Here is a 20768-nt window from a genome sequence, read left to right as displayed (position 1 = left end):
CCAGGAGGCCTCGCCCATGTCAGAGCTGGAGATCGATGCCGTCGTGTTCGACGTGCTCGGCACGCTCGTCGATGAACCCGCCGGTATCCGCGCCGGCATTCGTGCACTCGACCCGTCGCTCGACGATTCCAGGATCGAGCAGCTTTTGTCGCTGTGGCAGCAGCACATCGACCACGAGCAGCGTCGCATGCTCGACGGCGGCCGGCCCTACCTCACCAGCGACGTCCTCGACCAGGAAGCCGCCCGGCTCGTCGCCGACGCCGCCGGAGTCGACGACCCGGCCGCCGTAGCGGCGCTGGCCCTGTCGGGCCGCCGGCTCCCGCCGTGGCCCGACACCGTGGCAGGGCTCGCCCGACTCGCCGAACGGTTCCCCCTGATCGGACTCTCCAGCGCGAGCCGGTCGGCGCTGCTGGGACTCAACGCCCACGCCGGACTGCGCTGGCACCAGGCCCTGTCAGCCGAAGACGCCGGGACCTACAAGCCGGACCCAGCGGTCTACCAGCTGGCCGTCACCGTCTCCGGACGACCGCCGGAGCGGCTGCTGATGGTCGCCACCCACGCCTGGGACCTGCGCGCAGCGCAGGGCCTCGGCCTGCGCACCGCCTACGTCGCCCGCCCCGTCGGCGACCCGCCCACCTCCTCGGACCGGTTCGACCTGCACGCCGACGACCTGGCCGACCTGGCCGATCAGCTCGACAAGGCCTGATGGGGAGCTTGCCCGGCGCCGTGGCCGGTTGGCGAGTTCGCCGAGGAGTCATTCGCTCCGCATCCGCGTACTTCACCTGCCCACTGCCACATCGCGGCATAGCGATCCTTCGCAATGGGCCAACGGAAGATCGACTTCACTCTAGGGTGGGGTGCTGTCCCAGGGGCGAAGTCCCCCTCGTATAGCGCTACTTGCTGCTCAGGGAGTTGTTGTTGTGGCTCACAGCCTCGCACGGCCTGTCCTGTCCATCGCGCCGCGGTCGCACGACGTCGACAAGGAGAACGACGCGCTGCTCGCCGAGGGCCCGATTGTGCCGGTCACCGTCCCCGGTGAGGTGCCGGTGTGGGCGGTGACCCGGTACGAGCTGGCCCGCAGGCTGCTGCGGGACAACCGGTTGTCACATTCCATGGAGAACTGGGACGCCTGGCAGCGCGGTGAGGTCTCCCCGACCTGGCCCGCCCTGCTGTTCCTGACCGGGCGAAACATGATCAACGTCGACCCGCCGGAACACTCGCGTCTGCGCGCCCTGGTGGGCCAGGCGTTCAAGGTGCGTCCCGTCGAGGCGCTGCGTCCGCGTATCGCCGAGATAACCGCCGGCCTGCTGGACGAACTGGCGGCGCGGCCGGCCGGAGCGGTGGTGGACCTCAAGGAGGACTTCGCCGTCCGGCTGCCGATCACCCTGTTCTGCGACATGTTCGGCATCACCGACCCCGCCGTCGCGCGCCGCTTCAAGGAGCTGACGGATGTGGGCGTGAACACCACCGCGTCGGTGGAGCAAGTGGTGGCGATGGGACAGGAATTCCAGCAGCTGCTGGGCGCGCTGGTCGAGGAGAAGCGGCGCTCGCCCGGAGAGGACCTCACCAGCGCCCTGGTCGCCGCCCGGGACCAGGAGCACGGCTCGCTCACCGATGAGGAGCTGCTCAGCACCCTGCTGCTGATGGTGTCCGGCGGGCACGAGACCACGGCCACGCTGCTGGTCAACGCCGTGCATCAGCTCTGCACGCACCCGGATCAGCTTGCCGCCGCGCGCGGCGACCACCGTAAGTGGCCGGCCGTGGTGGAGGAGTCCCTGCGTCACCGGCCGCCGGTCAAGGACCTCTTCTTCCGCTTCGCGCTGGAGGACCTCGACATCGAAGGGGTCACCGTACGGGCCGGGGAGCCGGTCATGGCGGCGCTGGGCGCGATCGGCCGGGATCCGCAGCTGCACACGGACGCCGATCTGTTCGACATCGACCGCGCGCGGCAGGCGCACCTGGCGTTCGGGTACGGCGTCCACCACTGCATCGGTGCCGCCGTGGCCCGGGCACAGGGCGAGATCGGGCTCGCCGCGCTCTTCGACCGCTTCCCTGCGCTGGCACTGGCCGACAGCACCGAGCCCGAGCCCGCCTCGACCTTCATCGTCGACACCCCGCGCAGGCTGCTGGTCACCCTGACCTGACGGGGCCGGGCAGGCCCCGGCCGCGCTCTGACCCGGCCTGACCCGGTCCGAGGTGATGTGACGTGATCTGACGTGCGGTGATGTGAGGTGACGTGACATGACCGGGCGCGGCCGGACTCGGCCCACCCCGCCTCACCTCACCCGACCCCACCTGACCCGTGACGCGAGGACAGCTCACATGGCATACGAACCGCCCGTCGCTCCCGCACCACCGATGACGCCACCACACGGCCCCGAGCCCGTGCCCCTCTACGGTGACGAGTTCGCAGCCCACCCGCACGCGACCTACGACCTGCTGCGCACGTACGGGGCGCTGGCCCCCGTCGAGATCGCGCCGGGGGTGAACGCGCTGCTGGTGACGGAATACCGGGCCGCACTCGATGTGCTCCAGAACAGGGAAGGGGTCTGGACGAAGGATTCACGCGGCTGGGAGCAGACCATCGCTCCGGACTCCCCGGTCTATCCGATGCTCGCCGACCGCCCGAATCCGCTGCACCGCGACGGCGAGGAGCATGATCGCTACCGCCAGGTCATCGCCGACGGCTTCCACAAGATAGAGCCGCATGTGATGCGGCGGCAGGTGCATGAGCTGGCCGACAACTTGATCATCCGGTTCGGCGGGGCGGGAACGGCCGACCTGGTCGAAGAGTATGCGGCGCAGTTGCCACTGCTGCTGTTCAACCGCCTCGTCGGACTCCCGGACGAGTCCAGCAGCCGGCTGATCACCGCGCTGTCCGGTGTCATGGAGGCCAGTGCCGACGCCGCGGCGGGAGCGGCCGCCTACGATGCGTTCCTGGCCGAGCTGACGCAGACCAAGAAGCGCAACCCGGGGCAGGACCTGACCTCCTGGTTCCTGGAGCACCCGAGGGGACTGAGCGACGCGGAGGTTGCTCATCAGATCGCCCTGGCGATCGGTGCCGGGTACGAGCCGACCGCCCACCTCATCGGCAATGCACTCGCGCGGATGCTCTCCGACGACCGTTACTACAGGACCTTGACCAACGGCTCCCTCACCCCGGCCGACGCCATCCGGGATGTCTTCCACAACGAGCCGCCGCTGGCCAACTACGCCTGGCACTACCCCAAGCGGGACCTCCTCTTCCACGGTACGTGGCTGCGCGCCGGGCAGCTGGTGCTGATCTCCTTTGCCGCGGCCAACACCCAGTTCGGCCAGGTGCAGCCAGGATCTTCAGGGGGCGGCGCCCATCTGTCCTGGAGCGCCGGGCCGCACGCCTGCCCCGTCCCCCGGCATGCCCTGCTCATCGCGACCACCGCCATCGAACGACTCACCGCCCTTCTCTCCGACGTCCACTTGGCGGTCCCCTACGCGGAACTCGAATGGCGGCGCGGGCCGTTCGTGCGCGGTCTGGCGCACCTTCCGGTGGCCTTCACCCCGCTGAGCGCTTCCGATGCCACTCCGTGGCGTCCTGCGGGCTGACGAAAAGTGACGCGTACCCCCCGGGGGCTGTCGCCGCGCCGCACGGGCGGCATCGGCCCCCACTGCGCGGCGGCCGTCACGCCACATGTGGCAGTCACGCCACCTCCTCGCCCCCTGCCGTCTCTTCCTTGGGGGTGAGCCGGGCGACGGTACGCCGCAGCCCGACGCGGCAGTTGACGGCACACTGGAAGGCCCAGGCGGCGTCGCGGGGCAGCTCGACGGGGTGGGGGAAAGTGCGGGCGAGGCGGTCCCGTAGGGCGCTCACCTCAGGGCCGATGTCAATGCGGTGGATATGAGCGGGCCGGGTAGCGGCCATCAGCTCTTCCACCGTCGTGCGGTCCAGCCCCTCCGGAAGTTCGTCCAGCAACAGGCCGGTGACCGACGGGCGGATCGGGAGTCGGCGTCGGGCTGGAACCCCAGGAGCGGTACATCGCTCACGTGGCTGAGGGCGTAGCGCTCCTCGGTGCGGGCCTTGCCCCCCCCTGAGCTGCAGCGACGAGCGTCAGCCGGTCCGTTTCCACGCGGTGAGCTGGAAGAGCCGGGCCGTGTGCATGTAGGGCGGGCGTGCGGTGGTGGCGAGCATGGCGGGTGCGTGGTCGGCGACGGTGACGTGGTGCCCTCGGGCTGCGAGGCGGAGGGCGTCGCCGCCGTCGCCCGCGAGGTCGAGGATGCGTAGGGGGCCGGTGCCCGGACCGGGGAGCTGACGCACCAGGTTCGCTTCGGCAATCGCGTAGCGCAATCGGCCCCAAGGGGCGTCCTGCCACTCCTGCCAGGTGGCCATCGCGGTGGTGAACTTCTGGTGAGCTTCAGCCATTTGGCGACGACAGCGGCCACGCTGGGGTTACGTGCCCGGGGGCCGGCCGCTCCATGACCTGCGGCCCGCTGTCCGCTGCACCAACGTGTCCCTCACGAAGCCCGACGGCCCGCCGCCGGCACCCCGAATTCCCTCTCACTTCCTCAACCCTCCCTGCCGTGCCAAGGTTTGACTGGTGCCGCGGCAGCGGGACCAGGGGGAGGGGGCGCGGCATGACCGGCATGGGAATCAAGCCGCTGGGTGGTGACGACCCGCAGCGGCTCGGCGCCTACCGGCTACTGGGGCGGCTGGCTTCGGGCGGCATGGGGCGGATCTACGTGGCACGGTCCGCGCGGGACGGGTCGCTCGTCGCGGTCAAGACGCTGCTCGCCGAGGGCGCCGTCAGCGACACCGACCGACGGCGGTTCGCCCGCGAAGTGAAGCTGGCCCGGCGGATCGACAGCGCCTACACGGCCCGGGTGCGCGACGCCGACCCGGACGCCGAGCGGCCCTGGATGGCCATCGAGTACATTCCGGCGCCCGCCCTGTCCGAACTCGTCCGCAGCGCGGGCCGGCTGCCCGGCCCGGCGGTGCGCTGGATCGCGGCGGGCACCGCGCAGGCCCTGGTGACGCTGCACGACGAGGGCATCGTCCACCGGGACGTCAAGCCCCAGAACATCCTGCTGCCCTTAATGGGGCCCCGCCTCATCGACTTCGGCATCTCGCACGCCAACGACATCACGCGTACGTCGCTGACCCTGGGGACCATCGCCTTCACCTCGCCGGAGCAGGCCCGCGCCGAGCCGTCCACCACGGCGTCCGACGTCTACTCGCTGGGCGCGACGCTCTTCCACCTCGCCGTCGGCCGCCCGCCCTACCCCGACACCGAGGACACGATCCGGCTGCTGACCCTCGTACAACGCGGCGAACTCGACCTGACGGGACTGCCCGAGGAACTGGCCCCGCTGATCCGCTCGTGCCTGGCCGCCGACCCGGACGAGCGGCCCGAACCCGCCGACGTCCTACGGCAGTTCCTGGAGGAACTCGACCGGACACCCACGTCACAGCGCGGCCAACGCTGGCTGCCGCCGCGCTGGACGGCGCTGATCGAGGAGTACGCGGCTCAAGGGCGGGCGCTGAGCGAAAAGGGGAGCGCACCGGCATCCACGGACGACGAGCGGACACGGCAGGTGCCGCCGCCACGCCCCACCCACGTCTACACCGAGGAGCGGGCCGCACGCCGCGAGCAGCAGGAACGGGCCCGCCGTGAGGAGGAGAAACGCAAACTGACGGAAGCCCAGGCGCGGGCAGCCAACGCGCTGAAGGCCGAGAAACAGCGCCGGGAACAGGAGGCGCGGCAGCGGCGCAAGCGCTCCGAACAGGCTCAGCGGGAGCAGCGGGAGCAGCGGGAGCAGTGGGCGAGGGCGCCAAAGTCCTCCTCATCGTCCACGCCTCCCGCACGCTCCCCGACCTCCGGCAACTCCTCGTCCGACGGCGGCTTCTGGGTAGTGGCCGTGCTCATCGCGCTCGCCCTCGTCATCTGGCGGCCGTGGGACAGCGAGGACGCCGCCAGTTCGACGACCGGCACGTCGAGCAGTTCATCGAGCAGTTCACCGAGCGCCGGTACGTATACCGGTGGCGGCACCGGATCCGTGCCGACGAGCGGCACGTACACGAGTGGCGGGACCGGCTTCCCGGATACGAGCGACACCACCCCCGCCGCGCCCACGACCGCTGCGTCCCGCACCCCCAGCCCGATCGACGAGGCCTTCGCGTCCGTACGGGCCGGTGATTGCCTCGATGCGTATCAGGACGGCTACGGCAAGTGGAGCCGTAGCGCGCCGCTACAGGTCAGCTGCGGTGCGGCCAACGCGTATCTCCAGGTGCGCTCGGTGGCCACGTCCGGGAGCTGCCCGTCCGGTGGGGGACGCGGCGGCTGGTGGCACACCGGGGAGGACTACTCGTCCACCAACCTGTGCGTGCAGCGCCAGTTCCGCAACGGCCAGTGCTTCCTGGCCAAGGCCGCCGGCAACCGCCCCGGCGGCGCGAACCTGCTCACCCTGTGGAACTGCAGCGCCGGCCGAGTGCCACGGGAGTTCAACTACATCATGCAGGTCACGGCCGTCCTGCCGGCCTCCTCGGGCACCAACGCCTGCCCCAGGGAGCCGGGCCGATACAGCTACTCATGGAATGTCTACGACGGCGGGACCATGATCTGCGCCAGGGTCGCCTGATGCCCCGCACCCTCCCGGCCCTCCAGGGCACCGGACAATGCCTACATGAAGAAGAAGCTGCTGTTCATCGTCGCTGCCTGTGTGGCTGTCTGCGCTGCCGGGGTGGTGCCGGTGCTGAAGAAGCACCACGACAACTTGCCCGACGCGCTCAACGACCACATCTTTCATGAGCGCATCAAAACCTTTGCGACCGCGAGAGACGCCCCCAAGGTCGGCGACGGCGAATTGCTCTTCATCCTCCCGGGCTGGGTGCCCAAGGACGCTACGAACGTGCAGGAGAAGGTGCAGACCGACGGCAACGCCAAGCTGATCCGTTTCACCCTTGCCTCGGCCCCGCTGAAGCTGAGCGGCAAGAGCTGCGTCGAGGGCGCTTTCAGTGACGGCCCGACGCTTGACGCGGACTGGTGGCCGCAAGAGGTGGGCGACGGTGCCGGTCGGCCGGACTGTTCCGGTGAATTCCAGTTCCGGGTGGCGGTCAAGGGAAACCAGGTCTGTGCCTGGACCAACGGTGGTCGGTCGCTGTCGTGACGCACGCGGTTTCCAGCGGAGGTCCAGGTCCTCCCCGCGGCACAGAGCGGTGGCATCGGAGGGCCCGGGGGCAGGCTATGACCCCGAGCCCGCCCCCTCATGCCTCACCGGGTTCCGGGGACGTGGCGAGCTCCCGTGCAGCCGCGCACAGCACCGTGATGCGGTGCTCGGGGCCGAGGGTGCGGAGCGCTTCGGCGTAGGCGTCTTCCGCGAGGCGGGCCGCTTCCTCGGCGTCGTCGCCCTTGAGCGCCAGCATGCGGGCCAGGTCCGCGGCCGCCTCGATGGTGAAGGGGTGTCCCTCTCCCAACTCTGCCCGCCGCACCTCGAGTGTCCTGCCGATTTCGGCGAGGGCGCTCTGATGGTCACCGCGTTCCCAGGACACGAGCGCGATGTTGTGCCGGGCCGCGGCGGTACGGGGGTGCGCGGGGCCGAAGGTGGCGATATGCGCCTGGAGGGCGTCCTGGGAATGCTCGAGGACCTGATCCCAGTTGAGCGCGTGCACTTCCTCTTCCACGGTGCCTTGGGCGCTCCGGGCCGCGATCAGCGCTGCCCGCATCGTGGCCGCTGCCATCAGGACGGATCGCGCGGTGACGTCATCGCTGCGTCGGCCGTGAAGGCCGGGCAGCAGGTCCGTGAGCTGCCGGGCGAGCCGCAGCGCCTCTCCGAAGTTCCCCAGCATGGAATGGTGGTCCACCTGCCAGTAGATCGTCTCGGCGGTTTCGGCATGGGTGGGCCCCAGGACCCGCTCCGTGATCTCGCCGGCGTCGCGGGCCAGCCGGATCGCCTCCGTATACCGCCCGCTCCTGCCGTGGAGCGCCGACAGTTGGATGCACGCGTCGGCCAGGAGCAGCGGCGCCTCCTGCGCCGTCGCGGTCGCCGCCGCGAGCGCATCCCTGAGGACGGGCTCTGCTCCGGCGAGGTCTCCGCTCATGTCGGTGATCTTCCCCAGGGCGATGGCGTCGGCGATCCCGGCGACGTCCGCGGAGGTCGCCTGCGCGGTGTGGGCGCCCTGTGCTACGCCTGCGGCGAAGGGCAGAGCGTCCGCCCACCGGCCCCCGGCGTCATAGGCATCCCGTACGCGGCGTGCCGCGTCCAGGACCTTGCCGGCGGTCATGCCGTTCCTGAGCAAGGCCAAGAGATGCGGCTCCAGCAGCGGTACCGCGCCCGCGTCCGCCTGCCGCGACACGGCCAGGTCCACCAGTTCGGCAGCCGCCGCGTACCACTCCTCGCGCTGCTGTTGCGGCATGCCCGCCGCGACCGTTTCCAGCAAGAGGCCGTGCGCGGTGATGCACCGTAGGGGCCGTCCCGCTGCGCCGCCGGGCACCTCGATCAGATCCACCAGCGATGCCGACAGCAGTCCGTGCAGCCCCGCCTCGATCCGTTCCGCGGCGAGTCCGGGAACGCCCACGGACAGCACCGCGGAGGGGGCGAGCAGGGTCAGCGGCACGGGCGCGTGCCCCCAGCACGCCAACAGCCGCAACACACCCAGGGATTCGGGGAGACCGCGCTGTGCCAGGGCGTCCAGTGACAGCTGCCAGGTACGGCTCAGCCGCTCCCGCGCCCCGCTTTCCAGCCCTGCGCCGCGGTCGAGCAGGGCGACGGGATCTTCGCCCAGCTTTTCCAGGTACTCCTCGACCGTCCAGCTTTCGAGCAGCTGCTGGGACAGGAAACCTCCGGCCAGGGTCAGTGCCAGCGGATGACACCCCAGTCGCTCGGCCAGCCGCAGTGTTGCCTCGGGCTGGTGGTCTCCGGGGGCCAGGTCATGGAGCAGCTGTGCTGCCTCCAGCGCCGGCAGGACGTCCACCCGGTGCAGCCGCGCCCCCGCCGCGGCCCAGGCGGGATCGGTGGCCTGACGGGAGGTCACCAGCACGGTCCCTTGCGGGGAGGCGCGCAGCCAGCCGTTGCGCAGCGGCCGCGGATCGTCGGCGTTGTCCAGGACCAGGAGCCACGGCTCCGGTGAGGCGTCCAGCCGCTGCCACACCAGATCGGCGGCGGCGCGGCGGCCCTCCTGCGCGGCGCGGATCTCCTCCGGCGTCGCTCCGCGGTCCGCCGCCACGGCCAGCATGCCGGCCCGAAGCTGCGACTCCGTCGAGGCGTCCACCCACAACGCCACCCCCGGCGCGTCCACTTGGCCGAACAGCCACCGCGCCACCGCGGTCTTGCCGCAGCCCCCGAAGCCGTGCATGACGTGCACACCGCCGCGGGCACCGACCGCGGCCAGGAGTTCCTCGCGCAGCTCCTCCCTGTCGCGCAGCGCCGCGCGCAACGGTGCGGTCAGCGCCACCCGTACCGAGGCGGGCCCGGCAGCCGCCTCGGACGCCCCTGGTGCACCGTGGTGGTGGTGCTCGGTGATCTGGATGTCCCGCTCGGACTGGAAGATCCGTCCCTGCCCGTAGGCCGCGGCATGCGGCGAGCCGGCCTCGCTCACACCGACCCCTCCGCCACGCCGGTCCGACCGGTCCCGGTGGTCCGCACAGTGCGTACGACCTGGCAAACGCGGGCTCGGCCGGTGAGTGGTGACCCCCCGGTGCCCGCCCGTGCCGTGATCCGTGAATCCACGGTTGTCCCCCCTGCAGTCAACATCGCTGACAGGCAACCCTAGGACACGCGGCAGAGCAAGACCGATGGACGACCTCGCGGGGCCGGCCGGCGAAGCCGGGTCCATCGAAGTCGGCCGGATACGGGCAGCGGGCCGGCAGCCCGCTGCCCGCGCGTCGGGTCAGCCGACCGGTACGACGTTGGTGGCTTCCACCGCGGGACGCAGGGCCCGGGCGAGCCCGACGCCGTCCCCGACGGCCCAGAAGTGGACGAAGAACAAGTGGGGTTCGTCGGTCAGGCCGTGGTTGTGCAGCTCGACGAGCTCGGCCCCGGCGCTCCGCAAGGTCACCAGGACGTCTTGGACTTCCTCGGCGATCATGGCGCAGTCGCCGCTGATGGCGGCCCGGCCGCCGCCCAGCGGCTGGAAGTTGATCGCGGTGGTGGATCCCAGGCCCGGTGGGAGTACCAGGTCGCCGTCGGTGATGGTCTCGCGGCGGACGAAGACGCTCTTGTAGATCCCGTCGTCGGTGGAACCCCTGACGCCCATCGCGGCATCGATGCCGGCGGTGTCCAGGTCGACGGGCTGCTGCGGAAGGGACGGCAGTGGCGGCGGCGTGCCGGTGCGGTCGAACGCGGCGCGCAGGCCGCGGGCGAGGTGTACGGGGTCGTGGCCGTGCCCGTGGACGTGGATCCACCAGATGTCGGGGTACTGCGAGAGCAGGTGCTTGTGGACCGCGGTCTGCTCGATGCCGTACCTCTGCAGGGCATCGGTGAACTGCTGCAGTTCACCTTCGGTGACCACCACATCGCCCATCAGCAGCGTGCTGCCGTCGGCGTAGCGGACGAAGGAGACGTGCGAGCCCAGGGCGAGCGCCGGTTTGACGATGATGCCGCGGGAGATCACCTGGAGGTCCCGGCGTGGAAGGGCTGTGTGATACATCCTGTTCCGCTTCATATCGCCTGCCCGGCCCAGCGTGTTGGCCACGCTCGTCCAGTCCGGCAGGGCGGTGGGCACCGGCTCGATCAGCCCGTGGCTTCCCGCCTCGGCCGTCCCGGTGGGCAGGGCGTGAGCGGTGCCCGGCGCCCCGGCCAGGATCGGCGCCAGGGCGGCCGCGGCCAGCACGCGCCGCCGCGGCACACCCGCTCGCGAGTGGGCGTCCTGCTGTCGGTCTCCAGCCATCATGTGAGTACCTCCATGACGAGATGGAAACACGACGGGCTGGGGAGATACCGTCACGACCTTGATCCCCGCCATCGCGTGGGGCCAGGTGGGCTAAACAGCCGTCGCCCGTGGCCCGTACGAGGTCTCGAAGAGGCCCGGCGGCGGGCCGGCAGCGGTGCGCGATGTCCTCGGGGAGCCACGGGACGGCCGCGAACCAGGGGGAGAACCCGGGCAGTTCGAGCGCTTGCCCGGGTGCCCTCGGCAGCGAGTGCGGCAGTGGACAAAAGCAGTTGGCCCGCGATCGCCGAGCCGGGATAATCCGCGTGTTACGGCCACGGGGGGATGCATGACGTTGTTCGCATGTGCGGGATGCGACGCCGTGCTGAGTGCCCCGCTGTCGCAGGTTGCACTTCCCGCCCATGCCCACCAGAAGTGGGGAAACGGAGTGCTGCTCCCGGTGCTCATGGAACCGGGGACGTACGCCGTCGACCCGGAGCCTTCCGGGCTGCCATGGCGGCCGTGGAGCGAGGTCGGAGAGGAGGAAGCGGCAGCCCACGGCGTGTTCGCGCCGGTTTACGGCCTGTGCTTCGGCCCTCCGGGAGCCATCGTCATCGCGCCGGGCGACACCCGCGGCACCGTCCTGATCCCGGAGCGATGCGACGGCTACTGCTGTGGGCTGGACGGGAGCGACGGCCCGAACCTTGCCTGCGCGCAGTGCGGTCGGGCGGTGGCAACCCGCATCGACGACTGCTCGCTCTGGCAGGCGGTGTGGTTCGCTCCGCACGCCGTAGCGCATCTCCCCGCCGACGAACCTGCTGGTCAGTCGGTCGGCTGGGAGGCGCTGGCGCAGGAGCGGCAGGGCACGCCGCCGGTCGATCCGTCCGGGGCATGGAGCATGCAGTGGGAGGCGGCGGTCGGGGCGGGGCTGGCCCACCTGCTGGCGGCCTCGGCGGGCGCACCCGTGGATGTCCCCGACGGCCTCGTCGCGGTGACGTTCGGCCCCGCGCTCGACGCGCTGATCCCGTCCGGGACGCGGGCAAGGACAGTGGCGTTGGCCGGACCGGGCCTGCCCGACCCGGACCCGGCCCCCGATATCTTGCTGGTTCCACAACATCCGCGGACAGGGGAGGCATGGCAGCCGCCCGGCGACACAAGGACCGTTCCGTTGGCCGCCGAGGTGTGGACGTATCTGGCCTTCCACCGCGAACGGCTGCTGGTTCCCGCAACAGGCGGACTGCCCGACGGTGTCCTGCGCGACGACCCCCTGCCGATGCATCCGCGTGGACTGTTCCAGCCCGACCGGCAAGTGTTTCTCGAGACGCTCGCACGGCTGCCCGCCGTTCGTCAGCCGTGGCTGCGCAGGATCTACGACCGCATGAAGGGCCCCCCGTACCCTCTCCCGTTCTAGGGGCCGTTCCCGGATCGAGGCCGCCCGTAGGGGGCTGTCGCTATCGTTCTGCCGTGACTGGCTCTGTGCAGCGTCCGCTGCTCTTTCTCGATGTCGACGGACCGCTCATCCCTTTTGGCGCGGACCCGCAGCGGTATCCGACCTATCCGACGCGTGCGACAGGTACCGACGCGCCTGAAGCCGACGCGAATCCGCTCCTGACCAGGATCAATCCCGAGCATGGGCCTCGGCTGACGGCACTCCCGTGCGAGGTGGTCTGGGCCACGACCTGGATGGCTGACGCCAACGAGTGCATCTCCCCCCGGATCGGTCTGCCACAGTTGGCCGTGGTGAGCTGGCCAGAGCCGTCCGGCACCGACGATCAGGACGAACGCGACGGACTGCACTGGAAGACCCGCTCCCTTGTCGAATGGGCGGCAGGGCGCCCGTTCGCCTGGGTCGACGACGAGGTCACCGACACGGACCGGGCGTGGGTCGCCGCCCACCACCAGGAACACGCTCTGCTTCACCGTGTCGATCCCCGCCTCGGTCTCACCGAGGGCGACTATGCGGCTCTCGAGTTGTGGCTGCGACAGCCGTCCTGACACTCACCGAGTGATGTCGGTGTCGGGGACGCGAGAAAGTCCCACTGCAGTGCATGGGGGCGGCCCGCCGCCTGGCTGTGTGCGGCGGGCCGTGCCCAGGTGTGCAGAGGCCGGCCGGCAGTCCGGTGGCCGGGCAACTTCACCCAGCGTGAGCTGCCGCCGCGGCCACATAGGTGTCCAGGCTCGTATGTGCGGTCCATCCCTGTCGCTGAGCCTTGGCGACGTTCAGTACGACGCTGTGGGCGAGTTGGTCGACCGCGTAGCGGGTCAGGCCGGGCGCGGCGTCGGGACGCCGCCTGCTCAGCCGCTCGGACACGGTCGCGGCCGCGCTCGCCACGGGCAGCGGAAGGTGGCCGATCCGGGCGTGCACGTTGTGGGCCCGCAGCACGGCGCGGATCGCATCGTCGCGCCGGTACGGCAGCGGATCAGCGATGTTGTAGGCGCCCGGCGGCCACACGGCAGCCGAGAGACAGGCGTCGGTGAGGTTCTCCACGGCCGTCAGACTCAGCTCGACATCGCGGCCGGGCAGCAGCAACAGGCCCCTGCGGACCCGGGCCAGGAGCCGGGGCACCAAGTGCGGGTCTCCGGTCCCGTACACGGCGCGGGGCCGCAGGACGACCGCGCCCGCCGCGAGCGCCAGGGCCTCCCCGGCCGCCTTGGTCCGCCCGTAAGCATTCAACTGCCCCTGCACCGGGTGGTCCTCGGACATCCGGCCCCGCGGCCGCCCGGGGGCGTACACGCTGGCGCTGCTCACCCACACCACCGGGCGGCCGGCAGCGGCCGCCAGCAGACGCTCGGTGCCGTCCACGTTCACCGCGTGCATCGCCGCCTCGGCCGGTGAGCCGGGAGGCGGGTCACCGACGGCCGCCGCGCAGTGCACGACGATGTCCGCACCGGCGAGATCGGGTACGGACAGCGTCGCGTCCCAGGGGACATGCCGTCCGACGGGTCCGGGCCGACGGCCCACGCACAGGACCTGCGCGCCCCGGGCGGCGGCGGTGGCGGCGACGTGGGAGCCGCAGAATCCGCTGGCACCGGTCACGGCGACAGTGGTCATCAAGCCTCCTGGACGGCACGGACGATGAGGGAGCGCCAGCTGGGCAGTGCCGCCCGGCGGTCCACGCGTGCGCGGACGACGGCGGGACGACAGGGAGCCAGCGCGGCGAGGGTGTCCTCGAGCTGGGCGCGCGCGAGCCGGGCGCCGGGGCAGGCGTGCGGGCCTGCGCCGAAGACTAGCTGGGCGACGCCGGGCGCGGCGGGACAGCGCGCGTCGGGCGGCATGTCGTGCGCACGGGCGGCGTGACGCGCCACCAGCATCAGCCGGTCGCCCCCGCGCACCGGGCATCCGTCCACCACCGCGTCCTGCGCGGCGACGCGCGGCAGCAGCGGCGACGGGGCGGTCACCCGCAGCAGTTCGCCGACGAGGGCGCCACGGAGCGTGTCGTCGGCTGCCTGGTCCCACAGGCGGGCGTCCGCGCACCAGGCGGCGGCCCGGGGCAGCGCGGCGAGGGTCGTGCTGACGGCGGCGACGGCGAGCATGGAACGCAGCCCCGCGTCCGCGGTGTCCCCCGACGCGGCGAGCAGGGCCTCCAGGCAGGCGGCGGCCGCGGCCGCCTCGCGTGCCGTGCCGGGCCGGCGCGGGCCGGGCAGATGATCCCGTACGGCCGAGGCGGCGGCCTGGGCCGCGGCGTGGGCGATCTTTGCGGGGGCGGCGGGAGTGTCGAGCAGCGCCTGCACGGTGGCCCCGGCCACCTCCCCGGCCAGCGGCACGAGATCCACGCTTCGCCCGGCGTGCAACGGGGCCAGATGCCGGTCGAGGACGTCCTGCCAGACGGGACGCAGCCGCGCCACACCGGCCGTACCGAGCTCGTCGGCGACGGCGCGGCGGGCGCCCCGGTGATCGTCGCCGTCCTGGTCGAACAGCAGCCTGCCGCCGGACAGGTCCCGCGCGGCGCCGCCGGTGGTGCCGGCGGCGCCGCGGTCCAGCGGGAGCCGCGTCAGCACCTGCCGGTAGGCGTCCGCGCCGTGCACCAGGACCGTGTCGCCGAGCCTGACGACCGGCCTGCGGCGGGTGGCCGCGAGCAGCGCGAACAGCACCGGGTGCGCGCGTGTGTAGACACGGCGGTCGCGGCGCCGCGCCGCGGCGAGTCCGTCACCTGGCGGGGGAGTGGTCGTGGTCATCACCCGTGCACCTCCTGGACATCGGCCGGGCTCGAGTGGCGGTGTCGCCGATCGACGACTCCTCGCTGCCCACACCCACCCCCGGTCATTGAAGGCCGTCATTTCCCGACCCGTGCCGCTCGCCCGGGCCGGGGCTTCGGGAGGGACCGGCGCTCAGGCGGGCCGCCGCGAGCCGGGCGGTCGCCGCGCGGTCGGGCTTGCGGGAGCGGCCGGACAGCGGGATGTCGGCCAGCAGCACGGCGTCCGGGCGGGCCGAACCCATCCGCTCCAGCGGCCCTGCCAGGGCCGCGCGGACCCGGCTCGGATCGGCGCCGTGGCCCGGCTGCACGACGGCCACCAGCCGTTCGTCGCCGTCCTCGGCCGGCACGCCGACGAGCAGGGCGAGTTCGACGCCGGGCACGTGCAGGGAAGGCTCGTACAGCCCGGGGTAGATGTTCTCCGCCGCCCTGAGCACCATGTCCTTGCAGCGTCCCTCCAGTACGATCCGGCCGCCGTGCAGGCGCCCGCGGTCACCGGTGGCGATCCAGGGATCGGGGGCCTGACCCAGATAGCGGTGCCGTGCCGCCGGCCCGGACAGCAGCAGCTCACCGTCCGAGCTGATCTTCACGTCCACGCCGGGCAGCGGCTCGCCGACCAGATCCCCGCCGGCCGTGAAGTCCGCCTTGTCCGCCGCTTCCACGGCCGCCGCAGGGAACAGCTCCGTGAGCGCGTACACGCCCCACGCCTCCTCGGCCCCGGCCTTCCTGACCCGGTTCAGCAGCTCCGCACTCGCGGGAGCCGAACCGGTCCACACCCGGCCGGTGAGACGGCCGCCCCGGGCCAGCACGGACCGCAGCTGCGGCGGGGTCAGATAGGTGGCCTGCGGCGTCATGCGCCGCAGCTGCCGGGCCAGCGCTGCCGGGGAGCGGGCGGGCATGGCGACCGGCGCGCCGTTCGCCAGCGACGGGACGAGGACGAAGAAGGTGCCGCCGAGCACCGGCCGGCCCGGCGCGGGCCGCACCAGTTCGCTCACCTGCGTCATCCCGGCGGCGAGCGAGGACCGGGTGTGTACCACCGCGCGCGGCGAGGACGTGGTGCCCGACGTGAACACGATGACGGCGTCCCCGTCGTCGTCCACCGGGGCGGGCAAGGACACCGCCGAGGAACGCTCCAACGACGGCGCACAGCCGGGCAGCCACGGCCCGACCGTGACCACGGGACCCAGCTCGTCCAGGGCCGGCAGAGCCAGCCGGGCACGGCGCGCGAGCGGCCTCGCCCAACCGGCGACGGCCTGCGCGGCGGCGTCCGCCAGCACGAGAGCGGGCCGGGCCAGCGCGAGGCGGGCCCGCAGCACGTCCGGCCCGGCGCCCGGGTCGAGAACGGCCGCACACAGCCCCAGCCGGTGCACGGCGAGCAATACGGCCACGGCACGCGGGCCGGGGCGGACGGCAACACCCACCGTCTCGCCGCACCGCAGTCCCCGCCCGTGCAGCGCCGCGGCGTAGGCGTCGGCGAGATCGGCGAGTTCACCGCAGCTCGCCCTGGTACGCGCGGCACCGAGACGCCCGGCACCGAGGATCGCCGGCCGCTCCGGACGGCGGCGCAGGGTGTGAGCAAGCGCGTCAAGCATCAGCGGGGGTCCTGTCCGTGAAGGCCGCTTCCCTTGTCCAGGTACCAGCGGGCGGTGGCGACGACTCCGTACGCGCGCAGCCGCCGGGTCGAGTTCTCCACGACCATGTCCCGCACATGGACGATGGACTTGGTGCGGCGGCGCACCCGGTTGAGGAAGAGCCGGTCGGTGGGCGAGCAACGACGCGGCATCCCGCCGGCCACCTCGTACAGCCGGGCGGTGATCGCCATGTTGTTGCCGGCGTGCATCCGGTACGGCGCGAGATATCCGTGCCGGCGCCGGTGGGCCGGGCGCAGCCGTCCGAAGAGGGCGGCCAGCGCCACCAGGGCCCGGAAGCCGGCGCGGCCCACCGGTCCGTGCTCGTCCCCCCGCGCTTCGATCCGGCCGCACACCATGCCCGCGCCGCGTTCCATCGCCGCGCGCGCGGCGGCCGTCCAGCGGGGGCGGGGCAGACAGTCGGCATCGGTGCGCGCGAGCAGGGTGGCGCCCCGCTCGATCGCGTACCGAAAACCCGTGTCCACCGCGCATCCGACGCCCTTCTCGCGCTCGTCGATGACGTGGACGGCAAACGGCGCGGTCCGGCCGAAATCCCGGGAGATGTCCGCGGTCCGGTCACCGGAGGCGTTGTCCACCACGACGAGCGTGAAGTCCTGGTCGTGCTGCGCCGCGAGAGCCTGCAAGGTGCCGCCGATGCGGGCGGCCTCCTCGTAGGCGGGCACGATGACCCACAGCGCACTCATGCCTTCTCCCAGACCATCGTCATGATGCTGACGCCGCCGCCGAGGCCGACGAACAGCACGCGCTCGCCGGGCAGCAGCCGGTCGTGGACACGGTCGAGCTGGACGCCGAGAGAGGCGGAGGCGACGTTGCCGATCTCGGGGACCGTGACCACCAGACGGTCCTCGGGTACGCCGGTGACCTCCACGAACCGCTCCAGGTACGGCCCGGTCACCTGGTGAACCAGCACATGCCGAAAGTCGGTCCACTCCAGCCGCGTCCGGCGCCGCATCCGGTCGAGGGCAGTCATGCCGATCTTCTCGAACACCTCACGCAGTGCGGCCCCGTCACCGTGAAAGTAGGTGTGCTCCTCGCTGCGGGGGTGGCGGGAGCCGCCGCCGAAGATACCGCCCACGGACCAGTGTTCGGAATGGGTCTCGCCGTCCACGTCGAGGATGCCGCCCGTCGCCACCGGCTCCAGGACGACGGCGGCGCCGGCGTCGCCGAAGGTGTAACCGGCGAAGCCGTCACGGAACTGGGCAAGGTCGGCCGGCGCCCGTCGCACCGCCCTGCTCGGCGTCTCACCGGTGACCACCAGGGCCCGGCGGGCACGTCCCGCAAGGATCATCGCCCGGGCCGTGTCGATGCCGTTGACGAAGCTGTTGCAGGCATTCGTCACATCCAAGGCATGTGCCCGCGAACCGAGTTCCGCCTGCACGACGTGCGCCGTGGCCGGCTCGACCATGTCGCGGCTGGCGGACGCAAAGAGCAGCAGATCGATGTCGAACGGCTCCAGCCCCGCCCTGGCCAGCGCGCTGCGCGCCGCCCGGACGGCGAGCGTCGAGGCGTATTCGTCCTCGGAGGCTATTCGGCGCGAGGCAATGCCCGTTGCCCGCTGCAGCATCCTCGCCGGAAGCGGCAGCCCGCAGGCATCTGCCACTTGCTGCTGAAGCTCCTGCGACGTCACTACCTGGTGCGGCAGAACGGAGCTGACGGCCGTGATGCCCACACGCCGGATGCCATCGGCTGACTGGTCCATGTCCATGCCCGGCACGCTATGCCTGACACCAGGCAGCAGGCCTGAGCACTCGTACTCATCTGCTGCGGTGGTGCCGGAGCCGGTGGCAGGCCGAAGCGGTCCGGCTCGATACGGCTGCTGAACCGGCCCTTCACCACCGGACAGGGCCGGGCGGCGGATTACCTCACAAGTAATCGACAGTGACCGGGCCGGCTACGAAGATCGGGATCGGTCCGGGCGACACCATCCGATGATGCGGGTGGTGCGCCGGGTGCCCGAACCCAGATCCTTGAGGAAAGGAAAGCGCTGTGAGCAATTTCGCCGACATTGTGGACCGCTACACCGCCGTGTGGAACGAGACGGATGCCGAACGCCGTCACAAGGCCGTCGGCGAGCTGTGGGCGAGCGATGGCCACTACGCCAACGTGACCGACGAATTCCGCGGACACAGCCAGATCCACGAGGCCATTCACGAGGCGTACGAGGACTTCGTCGAGAAGGGATTCGCCTTCACGGTGCACAACTACCAGGTGAACCACGACTGCGTGCGCATCACCTGGCACATGGTGCCCGCCGGCGGCGGAGATGTCGCGGCCGTCGGCACGGAGTTCATCGTCGTCGGCCCGGACGGCCTCATCCAGAGCGACTTCCAGTTCATGGACGTGGCACCGGCCCAGTAGGTCCGCGCTTCCACCCCGCGGGAGGCCGAGCCGGCGCCGGGGACCCGCGGCGCTCCGGACCGCCGGTGCCGGCGCAGGGCCCGTGATTGACCTTCACCTTGGGGAAGGTCACAGCATCAGCGACATGCACGTCCCGATGCCCCCGTTCCGATATCAGGAACTCATCCGTGAGGCCGACGCATACCGGCTTGCCAAGGAAGCGCGGAAGAGTAAGCCGGCCTCCCGGGCGGCCGCAGCCGGCAAACCGCTGCTCTCTCGCCTGCGCGTGCCGGCCCGGCTCCGGCGATGAAAGGTTCGGGGGCCTGGGGCGGACGGTGCGCCGGCGTACCCCGGCGCGGGGAACCTCGTTCCCGACCGCCGCGCCCCCCTCCCCGTGACGCACGATTCGGATCATCAAGCCCTCCGCGCGCTGCTCGGGGCCGCCGTGCCCGACGACCTCGTCGTCCCGGTGCCGGACCGGCTCGCCGCCACGTCCCTCCTCGGCACCGCCAGACCGGATGCCGGGTTCGTCGGCCCCGTCATCGCGCACGGCACGCCCGCACACCTCACGGCCCTGGCCGCCAACCCCGCACTCACGCGCGCCCGGCTCCGCGCTCTCGCGGAGAGACTCTCCGCGGGAGCGGCCGACCCCGCGGCAGGCGCCGGCAGCCCCGAACGGGCCCACCTCTCCACCGCTGCCGAACTCACCTACGTCCACCGCGACGCCACTCCCCGCCTGCGCCATCACCTCGCGACCGGCCCGTTCGGTGCGGAGCCGGCCGCACGCCTGCACAGCGCCCCCGCATCGACTGCGTCCGACCGCTCGCCGTCTCCGGCGACCCCCGCGTCCTGCTCCGGATTCTGACCGCGCCGGGGGACCGGGTCACCGCGGCGGAACAAGCCGACGCCGCGCTCCGGCTGCTGTCGGCCGGGTGGGCGTACCTCATCCTCGAGCTGCTCGGCCGCCCGGGCACGACCATCCCGCGGCGCCGGGTCCGCCGTGAACTACGGCGTCTGCTGGGCGGGTACGGCACGCCCCCGGCGGGCACCGCCGACCCGCCTGCCGCTGTCCTGGTCCGGATGGCCCGGCGGCCCGACAGTCAGGGCGGCCTCACGGGCATGCTCCGGGACACGGCACGCTCGACGTGGCGGCCCTGCTGCGACACGGCACACCCGCCCGCCACGTGCTACCGCGCCGAGACATCGAGTGGTACCGACAAGCCGTGCTGCCGGACAAACCCCTCGTCGACGAGGTCCGCCGCCGCCTGGGACCGTCCACCGACGACCTCGAGACGTGGGCCGTCGCCGCACGTCTCCTTCCGGCTTTCTCGGGCACGCTCGCGGAGCTGTTCGACACCGCGGTCGCCATCACCCGCACATGACAGCCGCACCCCGCGGCCCTCTTGGCTTCATGCTTCTGGCCCGGCGCTTTGCACTCGCCTCGGACCTGATCAGCGTTTTCGCAGTTCGGCGGACGTGGGGGAGGCCTTCGCCTGATCCTTCGCCGTAGGTCACGGGCACGGTGTACCTCGGACAGGCGCGTGTGACGTGCACGAGCGTGCTCAGCCGCGCAGTGGCTTTCGGCGGGGTGACGCCGTCCGAAGGGTCAGCATGGACCGGCAGCGTTCGCCCGGCAGAGCCGGGCTCACAGCCGACGGACGGTAAAAGCAAGCCGATTCGTGGGCCGCGCCGAGGGGCCGCTCATCCTCACCGAGCGCCGTGCCGGGGGTCGGTTCCCTCGGTGGATGGGGCTGC

19 protein-coding genes are annotated in these 20768 nt (G+C 71.9%); 10 read left to right on the top strand and 9 right to left on the bottom strand.

Annotation, left to right across the window (positions count from 1 at the left end):
* Positions 1 to 16 precede the first annotated feature (16 nt).
* The 3 genes from AB0D04_RS04715 to AB0D04_RS04705 all read left to right on the top strand — a co-directional run bounded on the left by AB0D04_RS04715 (position 17) and on the right by AB0D04_RS04705 (position 3582).
* Entirely contained in the window at positions 17 to 706 is a 690-nt protein-coding gene (locus tag AB0D04_RS04715; RefSeq protein WP_362699374.1) for a haloacid dehalogenase type II, read from the top strand.
* A gap of 214 nt (positions 707 to 920) precedes the next feature.
* Entirely contained in the window at positions 921 to 2144 is a 1224-nt protein-coding gene (locus AB0D04_RS04710) for a cytochrome P450 (protein WP_362699372.1), read from the top strand.
* Between the two features lie 178 nt (positions 2145 to 2322).
* The gene (locus AB0D04_RS04705) at positions 2323 to 3582 is read left to right on the top strand and encodes a cytochrome P450 (protein ID WP_362699371.1); all 1260 of its coding nucleotides are present in this window, start codon (positions 2323 to 2325) and stop codon (positions 3580 to 3582) included.
* A 94-nt stretch (positions 3583 to 3676) separates the two neighbouring features.
* Here AB0D04_RS04705 and AB0D04_RS04700 read toward each other — a convergent pair whose 3' ends face one another.
* Positions 3677 to 3949: a hypothetical protein gene (locus AB0D04_RS04700; protein ID WP_362699369.1), complete on the bottom strand. Its 273-nt coding sequence runs from the start codon at positions 3947 to 3949 to the stop codon at positions 3677 to 3679.
* 135 nt (positions 3950 to 4084) lie between these two features.
* Complete coding sequence (locus tag AB0D04_RS04695) at positions 4085 to 4396, bottom strand: hypothetical protein (RefSeq protein ID WP_362699367.1); 312 nt, start codon at positions 4394 to 4396, stop codon at positions 4085 to 4087.
* Positions 4397 to 4608: 212 nt separating this feature from the next.
* Here AB0D04_RS04695 and AB0D04_RS04690 point away from each other — a divergent pair, with 212 nt between their 5' ends.
* Both AB0D04_RS04690 and AB0D04_RS04685 read left to right on the top strand, forming a co-directional pair.
* The gene (locus AB0D04_RS04690) at positions 4609 to 6609 is read left to right on the top strand and encodes a serine/threonine-protein kinase (RefSeq protein ID WP_362699365.1); all 2001 of its coding nucleotides are present in this window, start codon (positions 4609 to 4611) and stop codon (positions 6607 to 6609) included.
* A 45-nt stretch (positions 6610 to 6654) separates the two neighbouring features.
* On the top strand, positions 6655 to 7137 hold the full coding sequence (locus AB0D04_RS04685; protein ID WP_362699363.1) for a hypothetical protein: 483 nt from the start codon (positions 6655 to 6657) through the stop codon (positions 7135 to 7137).
* Positions 7138 to 7234: 97 nt separating this feature from the next.
* On the opposite strand, the gene AB0D04_RS04680 is transcribed toward AB0D04_RS04685, so the two are convergent.
* Complete coding sequence (locus AB0D04_RS04680) at positions 7235 to 9565, bottom strand: tetratricopeptide repeat protein (protein WP_362699361.1); 2331 nt, start codon at positions 9563 to 9565, stop codon at positions 7235 to 7237.
* A gap of 291 nt (positions 9566 to 9856) precedes the next feature.
* Complete coding sequence (locus AB0D04_RS04675; protein ID WP_362699359.1) at positions 9857 to 10858, bottom strand: DUF1259 domain-containing protein; 1002 nt, start codon at positions 10856 to 10858, stop codon at positions 9857 to 9859.
* A gap of 325 nt (positions 10859 to 11183) precedes the next feature.
* Between AB0D04_RS04675 and AB0D04_RS04670 the strand changes: the two genes are divergently transcribed.
* Both AB0D04_RS04670 and AB0D04_RS04665 read left to right on the top strand, forming a co-directional pair.
* A complete protein-coding gene (locus AB0D04_RS04670) occupies positions 11184 to 12245 on the top strand; it encodes a hypothetical protein (RefSeq protein WP_362699357.1) in 1062 nt (353 codons plus the stop codon).
* Positions 12246 to 12298: 53 nt separating this feature from the next.
* Complete coding sequence (locus tag AB0D04_RS04665) at positions 12299 to 12829, top strand: HAD domain-containing protein (protein WP_362699355.1); 531 nt, start codon at positions 12299 to 12301, stop codon at positions 12827 to 12829.
* 139 nt (positions 12830 to 12968) lie between these two features.
* Here AB0D04_RS04665 and AB0D04_RS04660 read toward each other — a convergent pair whose 3' ends face one another.
* From AB0D04_RS04660 to AB0D04_RS04640, 5 genes are all read right to left on the bottom strand, one after another.
* On the bottom strand, positions 12969 to 13886 hold the full coding sequence (locus tag AB0D04_RS04660) for an NAD(P)-dependent oxidoreductase (RefSeq protein ID WP_362699353.1): 918 nt from the start codon (positions 13884 to 13886) through the stop codon (positions 12969 to 12971).
* Positions 13886 to 15010, bottom strand: a complete 1125-nt coding sequence (locus AB0D04_RS04655; protein WP_362699351.1) for a cytochrome P450 — start codon at positions 15008 to 15010, stop codon at positions 13886 to 13888. Before AB0D04_RS04655 ends, AB0D04_RS04660 begins: the two co-directional genes overlap by 1 nt.
* A gap of 85 nt (positions 15011 to 15095) precedes the next feature.
* On the bottom strand, positions 15096 to 16619 hold the full coding sequence (locus tag AB0D04_RS04650; RefSeq protein WP_362699349.1) for a class I adenylate-forming enzyme family protein: 1524 nt from the start codon (positions 16617 to 16619) through the stop codon (positions 15096 to 15098).
* The gene (locus AB0D04_RS04645; RefSeq protein ID WP_362699347.1) at positions 16619 to 17359 is read right to left on the bottom strand and encodes a glycosyltransferase family A protein; all 741 of its coding nucleotides are present in this window, start codon (positions 17357 to 17359) and stop codon (positions 16619 to 16621) included. Before AB0D04_RS04645 ends, AB0D04_RS04650 begins: the two co-directional genes overlap by 1 nt.
* Complete coding sequence (locus AB0D04_RS04640; RefSeq protein ID WP_362699345.1) at positions 17356 to 18381, bottom strand: ketoacyl-ACP synthase III; 1026 nt, start codon at positions 18379 to 18381, stop codon at positions 17356 to 17358. The genes AB0D04_RS04645 and AB0D04_RS04640 overlap by 4 nt, the downstream gene beginning before the upstream one ends.
* Before the next feature lie 281 nt (positions 18382 to 18662).
* On the opposite strand from AB0D04_RS04640, the gene AB0D04_RS04635 reads away from it, so the two are divergent.
* From AB0D04_RS04635 to AB0D04_RS04625, 3 genes are all read left to right on the top strand, one after another.
* On the top strand, positions 18663 to 19034 hold the full coding sequence (locus AB0D04_RS04635; protein WP_362699343.1) for a nuclear transport factor 2 family protein: 372 nt from the start codon (positions 18663 to 18665) through the stop codon (positions 19032 to 19034).
* Between the two features lie 373 nt (positions 19035 to 19407).
* Positions 19408 to 19878 carry a hypothetical protein gene (locus AB0D04_RS04630; RefSeq protein WP_362699341.1) on the top strand — a complete coding sequence of 157 codons (471 nt, stop codon included), beginning with the start codon at positions 19408 to 19410 and terminating at the stop codon, positions 19876 to 19878.
* 358 nt (positions 19879 to 20236) lie between these two features.
* Complete coding sequence (locus tag AB0D04_RS04625) at positions 20237 to 20395, top strand: hypothetical protein (protein ID WP_362699339.1); 159 nt, start codon at positions 20237 to 20239, stop codon at positions 20393 to 20395.
* The last annotated feature ends 373 nt before the right edge of the window (positions 20396 to 20768 follow it).

It is taken from the genome of Streptomyces sp. NPDC048483, from assembly GCF_040651455.1.
GTDB lineage: Bacteria > Actinomycetota > Actinomycetes > Streptomycetales > Streptomycetaceae > Streptomyces.
Note: the sequence above shows the minus strand (reverse complement) of the source record. Positions and strands in the feature narration are given on the sequence as shown.